Genomic DNA, 12,412 nt, shown 5'->3' with positions numbered 1-12,412 from the left:
GAACCCATTGATGGTCGGGAAACGGCTCCCGGGGGTCTGGCCGGACTTTGTCTTTACGAAACAACAAGGGACGACATCAACCAGACGGAGGGAATCATGGCTGACGATTACATCCCTTCCCTACGATCGCTCATCATACAATCCAAAAACAATGCTTTTCGCAGAGCCGCCTTCTTTTATTATTCTGACAGCTTGTCAAGACTGACCGCTGCTGTTTGCAGCTTCGCCGCCGGCCTCTTCACTTCGAACAAGGACACCCTGAATTCGATCACCGGAAACGGGAATACCGAATTCTATCTGTCGCTCTTGTCTTTCGCACCAGCGGCCATCCTGGGATGGGTTGGCCTCTACAATCCCGGCATGGCTTCGAAATGGCAGTGGCAGCGTTATTTTGGCTTGATCGCGCTTCAGCGCAGGCTTGATTACGAAGGAGCCTCCGAAGCCGAGATCAGCGCCGAACTCAGCCGGATGGAGCGGCAGCAATTGGCGAGCTGGACTCCGTTCAACTGGAAGGAAAAGACCAAAAAGCCCGAGCCGAACTGAACGGCATCCAGATTTCCCGACCATCGACGGGATCCAAGGGCCTTGCGGCCCTTGGCGGGTGCGGGCAGAGCCCGCTTTTTCGTCCTTACTCCTCCCCGACCGCGTCGGGCAGCAGGTTGCGATCGAACAGGCTGATCAGGTCCTCACCCGAGACCGGGCGGCTGATCAGGAAGCCCTGGACCTCGTCGCAGCCGCGCTGGCGCAGGAACAGGGCCTGGGCCACCGTTTCGACTCCCTCGGCGATCGCCTTGAGGCGGAGGTTGTGGGCCAGGGTGATGATGGTCGAGACGATCGAGGCGCCCTCTTCCGCCACCTGTCCGTCATCGCTGAAGATGTCGTTGACGAACGAGCGGTCGATCTTCAGCGCGTCGATCGGCATCCGCTTGAGGTAGCTGAGGCTGGAATAGCCGGTGCCGAAATCGTCGATCGAGATCCGCACCCCCATCGCCCGCAGGTCGCGCAGCACGCCCGCCACCTCATCGACCCGCTGCATCAACACCGATTCGGTCAGTTCCAGTTCGAGCAGGTGCGGCGGCAGGCCGCTGTCGCGCAAGGCGCGGCCGACCACCGCCGGGATATCGGTCTCGTGGAACTGGAGCGCCGAGACGTTGACCGCCACCCGCACCGGCGGCAGGCCGAGATCGCGCCATTGCTGGCACTGGCGGCAGGCCTCGCGCAGCACCCATTCGCCGATGTCGGAGATCACCCCCATGCTCTCGGCCAGCGGGATGAACTCGGCCGGCGGCACCAGTCCGGCCTCGGGATGGTGCCAGCGCACCAGCGCCTCGACCCCCGACATCCGGCCGCTGACCAGATCGACCTTGACCTGATAGGCGAGGCGGAACTCGTTGCGCCGCACGGCGTGGCGCAACGCCGCCTCCATCGCCAGCCGTTCGAACGAGCGGGCGTTCATCGTCGGCGAATAAAGCTGGAAGCCGTTGCGGCCGAGATCCTTGGCCCGGTACATCGCGGTGTCGGCGTTCTTGACCAGCGCCTCGACCCCCGGCCCGTTGTCGGGATGGATGGCGATGCCGATCGAGGCGGTGACGTACAGTTCATGCCCCTCGACCAGCACCGGCTGGCGGATCTGGGCCAGCAGCCGCTCGGCCAGCCGGGCGGCGGATTCGATCTGATCGACCTGGGGCAGCAGGATGGTGAATTCGTCGCCGCCGAGGCGGGCCACCGTGTCGCCCTCGCGCACGCCCTGGCCCAGCCGGCGGGCGGTCTCGATCAGCACCTGATCGCCGATGCCGTGGCCGAGCGAATCATTGATCCGCTTGAACAGATCGAGGTCGAGGAACATCACCGCGAGGTACTGGCCATGGCGCGAGGCGTTGGCCACCGCCAGCTGGAGCCGGTCGGTGAACAGCCGCCGGTTGGGCAGCCCGGTCAGCACGTCGAAGAAGGCGAGGTTCTTGATCCGCTCCTCGGTGCGCTTGCGCTCGCTGATGTCGCTGAACACGGCGGCATAGCGCACCACCTCGCCGTCCTCGTCGCGGAGGACGTCGATGCTGAGCCATTCCGGATAGATCTCGCCGCTCTTGCGCCGGTTCCAGATCTCGCCCTGCCAATGGCCGTGGCTGGTCAAGGCGAGGAACAGGTCGCGGTAGAACGCCTCGTCCTGGCGGCCGGAGGCGAGCAGGCGCGGATTGCGGCCGATCGCCTCCTCGGGGGCATAGCCGGTGATGTGGGTGAAGGCGGGGTTGACGAACTCGATCTCGAACGCGGTGTTGACGATCATCACCCCGTCGAGCGAGGCGTCGATCACCCGCCGCGCCAGCCCCAGTTCCTGCCGCGCCCGCAACAGCGCCTCGTCGCGGTCGAGCAGCGCCTCGTGCAGGCGGTGGACATATTCATATTGCAGCGCGGCCAGGATGTCGGCGAAGGACAGCAGGCCGATCCGCCGCCCGTCCGGCTCGGTCACCAGCAGATGGCGGATGCCGTGGGCTTCGAGCAGGGCGCGGGCGGCGAGCAGGCTTTCGTCGGCGCCGATGGTCCGCACCGGCCGGCTGGCCACCGCGTCGAGGGTCGCGGGCAGCGGCCCGTCCCGGCCGATCAGCCGCACCACGTCGCGCTCGGTGACGATGCCCGGCACCCCGTCGCCGGCGACCACCAGGGCGGCGTCGGCCTGGGCCTGATCGAGCCGGGCCACCGCCTCGGCCACCCCGAGCCCGGCCGGCAGCGCCAGCAACGGCCGCCGCAGCGCCGAACGCACCCCGTGCAGCATCAGGAAATGCTCGACCCCGTGGCGCAGCACCACCTCGCTCTGGCCGATCAGGCCGATGGCGCGGCCGCTGTCATCGACCACCACCAGATGGCGCACCCGCTCCAGCCGGAACAGCACCCCGGCCTCGCCGACGGTGGCGTGATGGGGGATGGTCTTGAGCGGGGCGCTCATCACCCGCTCGATCGGCTGGTCGAGCGCGGCCGGATCGGCGAGGTCGAGGGTCAGGGCGTCGTGCTCGGTCCAGATCCCGACCGGGCGGCCGGGCGCGCCGACCAGGATCGCGCCACGCCGGGCCTGGGCCATCCGCCGCGCCGCCTCGCGCACCGGAATCTCCGGCGGGCAGGTCAGCGGGTCGGCCTGAAAGATGCGGGTGATGCTCTGGTCCAACGGCAAGAACCGCCTCTCGCTCCCGGGACCGACGGCGGTTGGCCGGTTGGACCCTATCGGGTTAATACTGGAGCATAGTTTCGCTGAACCCGTCCCCGGGTGCAACAGTGGACGCAGGCGGCCCCCCTCGGCGGACGGGGGGAGGCAAAAAATGGCGACCGTCCGGTTCGGCTCGGCTACACTGCCGAGGCGGAGGCCGGGGGGCGGCCCGGACGGCAAGGAGAGAGACCCATGAGCGGCAAGGCGGCAAGCGAGGTCGTCGAGCAGCTGCGCGCCGAATTCCTCGACGAGGTGATCGAGACCATCCAGCGATTCGAAGTGGCGTTCGACGCCGCCGGCCACGGGCGCGGCACCCTGCCCCCGCTGATCCTGGAATGCCGGCGCGCCGCCTTCAGCTTTCGCGGCCAGGCCGCCAACCTGTCGCTGCACCGGCTGGCGGCGGTGGCGCACCGGCTGGAGGAATACCTGTCCCAGGTGCCGGCGGTGCCGCCGCCCCGGCTGTGGGACGACCTCAACGCCTATTTCGAGCTGATCCAGACCCTGGCCGCCGGGCGCGGCGCGGCCGAGGTGGCCGAGCCGGCCCGGCTGGTGCGCTCGCTGCCGCCCCGGCTCGGCTTCGAGCTGGCCGACATCGAGATCCGCGCCGTCGAGGTGCTGCTGGTGATGCCGCACGGCACCCAGACCCGCTATGTCGAGCGCGAGCTGCAACAATGCGGCTATCGGGTGTCGGTGATGCCGGATTCGCTCCAGGCCTTCGCCGCGGTGGTGCAGACCCGGCCCGATCTGGTGATCATCTCGGCGATGATGCCGGAACTGGACGGGATCGACCTCGCCCTCGCGCTGTCGGCGATGACCTCGACCCGCAACATCCCGCTGGCGGTGATCACCAGCCTCGACCGCGACGACGAGGCGCTGCAATTGCTGCCGCGCCGGATCCCGGTGCTGTTCAAGGGGCCGAGCTTCGGCGACGATCTGTTCCGCGCCCTCGACGACCTGTTCCTGATCTGACGCCCCGCCCGCGGCGGACCGGAAAGACTTCCCCCTCCCCCCTCCCTTCGGCCCGGGGCGGCGCCCCCCCTGGGGGCGCGGGGGTGACGCGCCCTATACTCGGGCCATATTCGCCACATCCGTATCTTTCTATCCCGATTCTGTCAGGGCCAGGATCGCCGATTGCGGCTCCTTTTTCAGCGGAATAAGGTCCTCCGATATTTTTTTTCAGATCACTTGCCCTGGTCATGGCGAGCGGGCGCCCCGCCGTCAGCAGCGGGGGACGCGGATGACGCCGTCACCGGGGTTGGGGGGACCACATCGATATGGCAAACCAGAAATTCTTCATCGGCCCGAGGCCGACCATCGCGCTCGCCCTGGCCGTGCTGGCCTGCCTGCCCGGCGTCGCGGCCCGGGCCGACCAATGGGACGGGTGGTTCATCGGGGTCAATGCCGGCGCCGCCCTGGCCGACACCAGCTACCACACCGGCCCGGATGACCGGAGCTGGTTCCATACCCAAGGCTATACCGCCGACATGTGGAACAGGGACCGCTACGGCGATTCCCGTCCCAGCCCGGTCGGCGGCCTGTCCGTGGCGTACAACACCCAGGTCGATTGGTTCGTTTTTGGGGGCGAGCTTGGCCTCAATGGGCTCGATGCCGACCTCGGCCACACCGGCACCCATCGCTATACCAACAACACCCACAAGTACACCATCGAGCAACGGGCCGAGGCCAGCGGGCTTGCCACCCTGCGCGGGCGCGTTGGCATCGCCTTTGACGATTCGCTGCTGTCGCTGACCGGGGGCCTCGCCGCGACCTGGCTGGAAACCGGGTTCGATTATCGCGACGATTACACGGGGATGGGCCAATACCACGCCTCGAACATGAAACGGCAGCTCAAGCTGGGGCCGACGATCGGGCTGGCCTATGAATACATGCTGCCGGAGGATTTCGTCCTGAAGGGGGAATACAGCTACGTCGATCTGGGCCGGAGCACGGTGTCGGGGCTGGTGATCGCCGGCGACGGCACCAAGATCGCCGACATGCACAGCACCTCCGCGCTGTCCCTCAACATCCTCATGATCGGGATCGAGAAGAAGTTCTGACCGGCCGGGGCGGGGCTGGGGGTGAATCAAGCCCCCTGCTTCCGCTCATGGGGCGATGATGCGGTTAACATGCGTTCCTTTGTCCTGCACCCTGGACTGTTCAACGCTGATCAGGTACCGGCATAGGCCAGGATGAGATCGAGGTTGAGGCCGCCGGCCCAAAGGGCCTGAGCGACGTTGTTGACGCCGTTTTTGCGGAGAATGTTGAGGGTGACGCAGCGGGCACGGGCCATGATGCCGGGGTTTTGGCGAATGCGGCTTGCGTCCTCGCCGCAAGTGACATCGCGGACCCAATGGTTCCGGTTCTCGATGCCCCCAGAGCTCGCGGATGGCAGCGGTCCAGGTTGCGGCCGGAAGGTCTGTGGCGCAGGGGAGATAGATGGCGACCTTGCTGTAGACCGGTGGCGGCGGAGCGCAACAGGGTGCGACGAGTGACGCGGATGACGGTTTTGACGAAGGGCTGCCACTCGGTGTCGGCCAGGGCGTCGCCGACGGGGGCGGTGGCGGCAATGGCCGAGGCCGCATCAAACAGGGCGGATTGGCTGGCCTTCACCTGGACCAGCAGATGATTGCCCGCCTGCGTTCATTATACAGACTACGCCTGCTCAGGATGCTGCCATAATTCGACGAATCGAAGCCCTCCCCACCGCATCCCCTTTCACCTGTGCAGAGCATTGTTCTGCCGCTCTTGGAATGCGGGAGATCACGCTTCCCGACAATCTTCAGGACGAATTTATAAAATTAAAGGATTTAAATGATGGATTACAGCCGTTGCTGCAATAATTTTCGGCGTATCCGTCACATAATAGCTTGCGCAACCGCGGTTTTAATGGCTTTATTAATTACAAAAGTATCCGGAATTTCATATTTCACAGAGAAGTTTTTACATAAATGGCTTCATGATCTCTTGATAATATTTGCGCTCTTATTTTTTATTTGCGTAGTTTTACTAGTGCGCGGACGATTTTCTCGGGCGATGTGGCCAGTGATAATTGGGGTGGCACTCGCATATGCGTGCTCTGCCCTATCCTATGCTGGATATTTTTATGTGTTCAATGAATACTGGTTTGTAGGCAGCGGCGTGTTTTCGTCTTTGCTGTCAAATGCACTTGTCATACTGATAATAGCGCCATTTGCCTCCATGAGTTGGGCTTTTGGGGCAATATTTGGCTTTCTTTTCATTGTGATAAATAAGATTTTATGCGAATTAAAGCAGCTCCCCCGGGGGCATGATTTTCTATAATCTGCGACATATCTCAGAGGCTGGCTCGGAATCGTTTTACGCGATTTTCATTCGCGCCAATCTCCTTTTGAGCATCTGGCTGATTGCGATCATGAGGATCGCCCGGGCCGATTCAATCGTCGCCTCGACATCTTTGGCAAGGCGACGATTCCTGTTCAACCAAGCGATGGTCCGTTCGACGACCCAGCGCCGGGGCAACAGAACAGCACCCGCAGTTCCAACGCCTTCGCCGGCACGATAGCGGTGCCGTTCGGCTGGTGGACCCTGTCGGCGGGGCGCAGCCTGTCGGAATACCTCCAGGTCATCGACGACAACACCCAGCTTTACGGCCGTTCGGCGAGCTGGAACGTCACTCTCGACCGGGTGATCGACCGCGACGCCACCACCCGCACCGTCAACGACATCGAGCGGTTGAACGCGAGCTTCGGCCTCAACATTCTCCGCAAAAACGGCGTCAACAACTTCCCCCAGGCCCTTTGGGCCGGCGGCCTCAACCTCGATCTCATCCTGGCCCATGCCGGTATCTGATCAGCATTGAACAGCCCTGGGATCTCCCGGGAAATTCAGGAAATCCGTTCTGCTTTGGGCCAATGGGCAGAAGGACTGCCCGGAATAGCCTCGCCACGCCCCCCGGCTGCCAGCCCGTTGTTTCCATCCCCGGCCGAGGCGGCGCCCACCTTCCGGTTGCCACATCCCTCCGTCGGAAAAAGGGTCGCGTGCGGCGGGCGGGAGCCTCGGACCCAACCGGACCAATCGAACCCCCGGCCACCGCCGGAATGACGGAAATGTCACATTGACGGCCTTCGCGCCGCCCTCCTACACTCCGGCTGGGCCACGGCCCCCCAAAGGGCCGCGTCCCTTCTGCGAGGGAGGGTTTTTTCGCATGACCGATTTTCCGCGGCCGGGCGTTCGGCCGAATAATCCCAATTTTTCTTCCGGCCCCTGCGCCAAGCGCCCCGGCTGGACCGTCGAGGCGCTGGCCGATACCCCGGTGGGGCGGTCGCACCGCGCCAAGATCGGCAAGGCCAAGCTCGAAGAGGTGATCAACCGCACCCGCGCCGTGCTCGGCATTCCCGACGATTACCGCATCGGCATCGTCCCCGCCTCCGACACCGGAGCGGTGGAAATGGCGCTGTGGTCGCTGCTCGGCGCCCGGGGCGTCGATGCCCTGGCCTGGGAAAGCTTCGGCGAGGGCTGGGTCACCGACATCGTCAAGCAGCTCAAGCTGCCGGGCGTGCGCGAGATCAAGGCCGGGTACGGTGAACTGCCGGACCTGTCCCAGGTCGATTTCAACAACGACGTCGTCTTCACCTGGAACGGCACCACCGCCGGCGTGCGGGTGCCCAACGGCGAGTGGATCAAGGACGACCGCGCCGGTCTGACCATCTGTGACGCCACCAGCGCGGTGTTCGCGATGGACCTGCCCTGGTCCAAGCTCGACGTCGTCACCTGGTCGTGGCAGAAGGTGCTGGGCGGCGAAGGCGCGCACGGCATGCTGGTGCTCGGCCCGCGCGCGGTCGAGCGGCTGGAATCCTACAAGCCGGCGTGGCCGCTGCCCAAGATCTTCCGCATGACCAAGGGCGGCAAGCTGATCGAGGGCATCTTCAAGGGGGAGACCATCAACACCCCCTCGATGATCGCGGTCGAGGACCAGATCGACGCCCTCAAATGGGCCGAGAGCCTGGGCGGGGTCAAGGCCCTGATCGCCCGTTCCGAAGCCAATCTGGCGGTGGTGCAGGCGTGGCTCGACGCGTCGGACTGGGCGGCGAACCTCGCCACCGTGCCGGCCACCCGCTCCTGCACCTCGATCTGCCTGTCGATCAAGGCGCCGTTCTTCCACAAGCTGTCGGCCGAGGACAAGGCGGCGGCGGCCAAGAAGATCGTCTCGATCCTCGACAAGGAGAAGGTGGGCTACGACATCGGCGCCTATCGCGACGCCCCGCCCGGCCTGCGCGTCTGGGGGGGCGCCACGGTCGAGACCGCCGACGTCAAGGCGCTGCTGCCCTGGCTCGACTGGGCCTTCGCCCAGGTCAAGGCCGAGTTCGAAGCCAAGGCCGCCTGATCAACCTGTCCCGGCGCGGGCGCCCTTCCCCCGGGGAAGCGGCGCCCGCCCATTCCTCGGGGGAAATTGATGCCTAAAGTCCTGATCAGCGACAAGCTGAGCCCGGCCGCGATCCAGATCTTCAAGGATCGTGGCATCGAGGTCGACGTCAACACCAGCCTGTCGCCCGACGAGCTGAAGGCCGCGATCGGCCAGTATGACGGCCTCGCCATCCGCTCCAACACCAAGGTCACCGCCGAGGTGCTCGCCGCCGCCACCAACCTCAAGGTGGTCGGCCGCGCCGGCATCGGCGTCGACAATGTCGATGTCCCCGCCGCCACCGCGCGCGGCATCGTGGTGATGAACACCCCGTTCGGCAATTCGATCACCACCGCCGAACACGCCATCGCGATGATGTTCTCGCTCGCCCGCCAGATTCCCCAGGCCAATGCCAGCACCCATGCCGGCAAGTGGGAGAAGTCGAAGTTCATGGGCGTCGAGCTGACCGGCAAGGTGCTCGGCATCGTCGGCTGCGGCAATATCGGCGCGATCGTCGCCGACCGCGCCCAGGGCCTGCGCATGCGGGTGATCGCCTATGATCCGTTCCTGTCGGCCGAGCGCGCCAAGGAGCTCAATGTCGAGAAGGTCGAACTCGACGAGCTGTTCCCGCGCGCCGACTTCATCACCCTGCACACCCCGCTGACCGAGGCCACCCGCAACATCATCGACGCCAAGGCGATCGCCAAGATGAAGAAGGGGGTGCGGATCATCAACTGCGCCCGTGGCGGCCTGATCGTCGAGGAAGACCTCAAGGCGGCGCTGGAATCCGGTCAGGTCGCCGGGGCGGCGCTCGACGTGTTCAAGGTCGAGCCGGCCAAGGAAAACGCCCTGTTCGGCCTCGACAATGTGGTGTGCACCCCGCATCTCGGCGCCTCGACCTCGGAAGCGCAGGAGAACGTCGCCCTCCAGGTCGCCGAGCAGATGGCCGACTACCTGCTGACCGGCGCGGTGACCAACGCCCTCAACATCCCGTCGGTGTCGGCCGAGGACGCGCCCAAGCTGCGCCCCTACATGGTGCTGGCCAATCAGCTCGGCTCGTTCGCCGGCCAGCTGACCGAGCACGGCATCCGCGAGGTGGTGATCGAGTATTGTGGCCATGTCGCCACCCTCAACACCAAGCCGCTGACCGCGATCGTGCTGGAAGGGCTGCTGAAGCCGCTGACCGAGGCGGTCAACATGGTCAACGCCCCGGTGGTGGCCAAGGAACGCAACATCAAGGTCTCGACCGTCAAGACCGAGAGCTTCAGCGACTACAATACCCTGCTGCGGGTCACCGTCACCACCGACGTCCGGACCCGCGCCGTCGCCGGTACCCTGTTCGGCGGCGACAAGCCCCGCGTGGTCGAGATCAAGGGCATCGCGATCGAGGCCGAACTCGGCCCCTACATGCTCTATGTCACCAACCAGGACAAGCCGGGCTTCATCGGCGCGCTCGGCTCGCTGCTGGGCCAGCATGGCGTCAACATCGCCACCTTCCATCTCGGCCGCGCCGCCGCCGGCGGTGACGCGATCCTGCTGACCCAGGTCGATCAGCCGCTCGACGCCGACCTGCTCGAAAAGGTCCGCGCCCTGCCGCAGGTGGTCCAGGCCAAGAGCCTGACCTTCGCCTGAGCGTGACGGGACCCGCCCCCGGGGGGAATGCCCCCCGGGGGCGGGTTTTTTCGGGCTCTGCCCGAACCCGCCAAGGGCCGCAAGGCCCTTGGATCCCCTCGATGGTCGGGCACCGCCGGCGCCAAAGTGACGGGTTCCAAGGGCCTTGCGGCCCTTGGCGGGTGTGGGCGGAGCCCACCGAGCGAGGCAACGGATGGCGATCGATCCGGTGCGGGCCGAGGCGCGGCGGCTGCTGACGCTGTGCAACGTCTGCAAGTACTGCAACGGCTATTGCGAGCTGTTCCGTGCCGCCGAGCGGCGGCGGGACTTTGCCGATGCCGAGTTGGATTACCTCGCCCATCTCTGCCACAACTGCCGCAATTGCTGGCAGGCCTGCCAATACGCGCCGCCGCATCCGTTCGCAGTCAACCTGCCGCGCGCTTTGGCCGAGCTGCGGCTGCGCTCGCAACGGGATCTCGCCTGGCCCCGGCCGCTGCCCGGGCTGGGGCTGGTGGTGCTGGCCGCCACCCTGTTGCCGCTGCTGCTGACCCTGGCGCTGGTGCCGCCCGAGCTGCTGTTCGCCAGCCATTTCGGGCCGGGGGCGTTCTACCGCGTCATTCCATGGGGGGTGATGAGCCTCGCCGCCGCCTTGCCGCTGGGCTGGTCGCTGCTGGCGCTGGCGCAGGGGGTGGCGCGGCTGTGGCGCGACGGCGGGGTCAGGCTGCGCGACGTGCCGGCGCGGGTGGCGCTGGCGGCGCTGGCCGACGCGGTCAGCCTGCGCAACCTGTCGGGCGGCGGCGCCGGCTGCGACGAGGGCGACGGCACCCTGTCGCAGCGGCGGCGCCGGCTGCATCACCTGCTGGCCGGCGGGATGGCCGCCTGTTTCGCCGCCACGGTCGTGGCGACCTTCTATCACCATGGGCTCGACTGGCCGGCGCCCTATCCGTGGCACAGCGCGCCGGTGCTGCTCGGCACGCTGGGCGGGTTCGGGCTGATGGCCGGGGCGCTCGGGCTGCTGGCGCTGCGGCACGGCGCCGATCCCGGGCCGGTGGCCCCGGCGGCGGCGGCGGCCGACCGGCTGCTGCTGGCCCAGATCCTGGCGGTGGCGGCCAGCGGCCTTGCCCTGCTGCTGTTGCGCGACGGGCCGGCGATGGGCATTCTCCTCGCCCTTCACCTCGGCACGGTGCTCGGCCTGTTCGTCGCCCTGCCGCACGGCAAGTTCGCCCATGCCCCCTATCGCGCCGTCGCTTTGCTGCGCGCGGCGCTGGAACGGTCCGACCATGCGTCCTGAGATCCTGATCCTCGGCGGCACCACCGAGGGCTACGCCCTCGCCGCCGCCCTCGCCGACCATCCCCGCTTCACCCCGGTCTCGTCGCTGGCCGGCCGCACCTCGTCGCCGCGCCTGCCGGCGGGCGAAAGCCGGATCGGCGGCTTCGGCGGGCCGGAGGGACTGGCCGCGTGGCTGCGCCAACGCGGCACCGCCGCCGTGGTCGATTGCACCCACCCCTTCGCCAGCCGGATGGGCTGGAACGCCGCCACCGCCTGCGCCGGGCTCGGCCTGCCACTGCTGCGGGTGGAACGGCCGGCGTGGCGGCCCGGTCCGGAGGATGCGTGGGACGAGGTCGATGAGTGGGATCAGGCGGTGGAACGCCTCGCCGCCCTGGGGGCGCGGCGGGTGCTGCTGGCGCTGGGGCGGCAGGACCTCGCCCCGTTCGCCGCGCTTGATCGGGTGTGGTTCCTGATCCGCTCGGTCGAGCCGCCCGAGCCGATGCCGCCATTCGCCCAGGCCGAGATCCTGCTGGCGCGCGGCCCGTTCAGCGCCGAGGACGAACGCGCCCTGCTGGCGGGGCGACAGATCGACGCGCTGGTGTGCAAGAACAGCGGCGGCAGCGCCACCGACGCCAAACTGGCGGTGGCGCGGGAGCTGGGGGTGCGGGTGGTGATGCGCCGCCGCCCGCCCCGGCCCGCCACCCCCACCGTCGCCACCGTCGCCGAGGCGCTCGACTGGCTGGCGCGGACCCTGGCGGACTGAATCCAGCCCCTTATTGGGCTGCCGCCCAAACCTGCTTGGGGCGATGCCCCAAACCCCCTTTGATTCTCTTGATGAAAACAGGGGAGGTCTGGAGGCGACAGCCTCCAGGCGGGGGGCGGGGCGGCAGGCGTCCGAACCAACGATGCGGCACGCGGCCTCGGGTAGCAACAACCCCGCTCGTTTTGCATAGGC

At 66.7% G+C, this 12,412-nt stretch carries 11 protein-coding genes and 1 pseudogene; 9 read left to right on the top strand and 3 right to left on the bottom strand.

Annotated features, from left to right (window positions below):
• The first annotated feature begins 96 nt into the window (after positions 1-96).
• Positions 97-543 (top strand): hypothetical protein, encoded by a 447-nt coding sequence (locus tag ACFSNB_RS08275; RefSeq protein ID WP_377315698.1) that lies wholly within the window; start codon positions 97-99, stop codon positions 541-543.
• Positions 544-628: 85 nt separating this feature from the next.
• Here ACFSNB_RS08275 and ACFSNB_RS08270 read toward each other — a convergent pair whose 3' ends face one another.
• A complete protein-coding gene (locus ACFSNB_RS08270; protein ID WP_377315697.1) occupies positions 629-3,163 on the bottom strand; it encodes an EAL domain-containing protein in 2,535 nt (844 codons plus the stop codon).
• 225 nt (positions 3,164-3,388) lie between these two features.
• Between ACFSNB_RS08270 and ACFSNB_RS08265 the strand changes: the two genes are divergently transcribed.
• Together ACFSNB_RS08265 and ACFSNB_RS08260 are read left to right on the top strand one after the other, a co-directional pair.
• A complete protein-coding gene (locus ACFSNB_RS08265) occupies positions 3,389-4,165 on the top strand; it encodes a response regulator (protein WP_377315696.1) in 777 nt (258 codons plus the stop codon).
• 305 nt (positions 4,166-4,470) lie between these two features.
• Entirely contained in the window at positions 4,471-5,253 is a 783-nt protein-coding gene (locus ACFSNB_RS08260) for an outer membrane protein (RefSeq protein ID WP_377315695.1), read from the top strand.
• Between the two features lie 110 nt (positions 5,254-5,363).
• Here ACFSNB_RS08260 and ACFSNB_RS08255 read toward each other — a convergent pair whose 3' ends face one another.
• A complete protein-coding gene (locus ACFSNB_RS08255; protein ID WP_377315694.1) occupies positions 5,364-5,486 on the bottom strand; it encodes a hypothetical protein in 123 nt (40 codons plus the stop codon).
• Positions 5,487-6,010: 524 nt separating this feature from the next.
• Here ACFSNB_RS08255 and ACFSNB_RS08250 point away from each other — a divergent pair.
• Complete coding sequence (locus ACFSNB_RS08250) at positions 6,011-6,496, top strand: hypothetical protein (protein WP_377315692.1); 486 nt, start codon at positions 6,011-6,013, stop codon at positions 6,494-6,496.
• Between the two features lie 36 nt (positions 6,497-6,532).
• Here ACFSNB_RS08250 and ACFSNB_RS08245 read toward each other — a convergent pair.
• A pseudogene (locus ACFSNB_RS08245) lies at positions 6,533-6,706 on the bottom strand (transposase); the annotation flags it as partial.
• Positions 6,707-6,739: 33 nt separating this feature from the next.
• On the opposite strand from ACFSNB_RS08245, the gene ACFSNB_RS08240 reads away from it, so the two are divergent.
• The 5 genes from ACFSNB_RS08240 to ACFSNB_RS08220 all read left to right on the top strand — a co-directional run bounded on the left by ACFSNB_RS08240 (position 6,740) and on the right by ACFSNB_RS08220 (position 12,220).
• Positions 6,740-7,024 carry a ShlB/FhaC/HecB family hemolysin secretion/activation protein gene (locus ACFSNB_RS08240; protein WP_377315690.1) on the top strand — a complete coding sequence of 95 codons (285 nt, stop codon included), beginning with the start codon at positions 6,740-6,742 and terminating at the stop codon, positions 7,022-7,024.
• A gap of 355 nt (positions 7,025-7,379) precedes the next feature.
• Complete coding sequence (locus ACFSNB_RS08235) at positions 7,380-8,558, top strand: phosphoserine transaminase (RefSeq protein ID WP_377315688.1); 1,179 nt, start codon at positions 7,380-7,382, stop codon at positions 8,556-8,558.
• Between the two features lie 69 nt (positions 8,559-8,627).
• Positions 8,628-10,208, top strand: coding sequence for a phosphoglycerate dehydrogenase (gene serA / locus ACFSNB_RS08230; RefSeq protein WP_377315686.1), 1,581 nt, complete (start codon positions 8,628-8,630; stop codon positions 10,206-10,208).
• Between the two features lie 193 nt (positions 10,209-10,401).
• Positions 10,402-11,478, top strand: a complete 1,077-nt coding sequence (tcuB, locus tag ACFSNB_RS08225; RefSeq protein ID WP_377315685.1) for a tricarballylate utilization 4Fe-4S protein TcuB — start codon at positions 10,402-10,404, stop codon at positions 11,476-11,478.
• Positions 11,468-12,220 (top strand): cobalt-precorrin-6A reductase, encoded by a 753-nt coding sequence (locus ACFSNB_RS08220; RefSeq protein ID WP_377315683.1) that lies wholly within the window; start codon positions 11,468-11,470, stop codon positions 12,218-12,220. The genes tcuB and ACFSNB_RS08220 overlap by 11 nt, the downstream gene beginning before the upstream one ends.
• Positions 12,221-12,412 lie beyond the last annotated feature (192 nt).

The organism is Phaeospirillum tilakii (assembly GCF_042683125.1).
In the GTDB taxonomy this organism is placed as follows: Bacteria; Pseudomonadota; Alphaproteobacteria; order Rhodospirillales; family Magnetospirillaceae; genus Phaeospirillum; species Phaeospirillum tilakii.
Note: the sequence above shows the minus strand (reverse complement) of the source record. Positions and strands in the feature narration are given on the sequence as shown.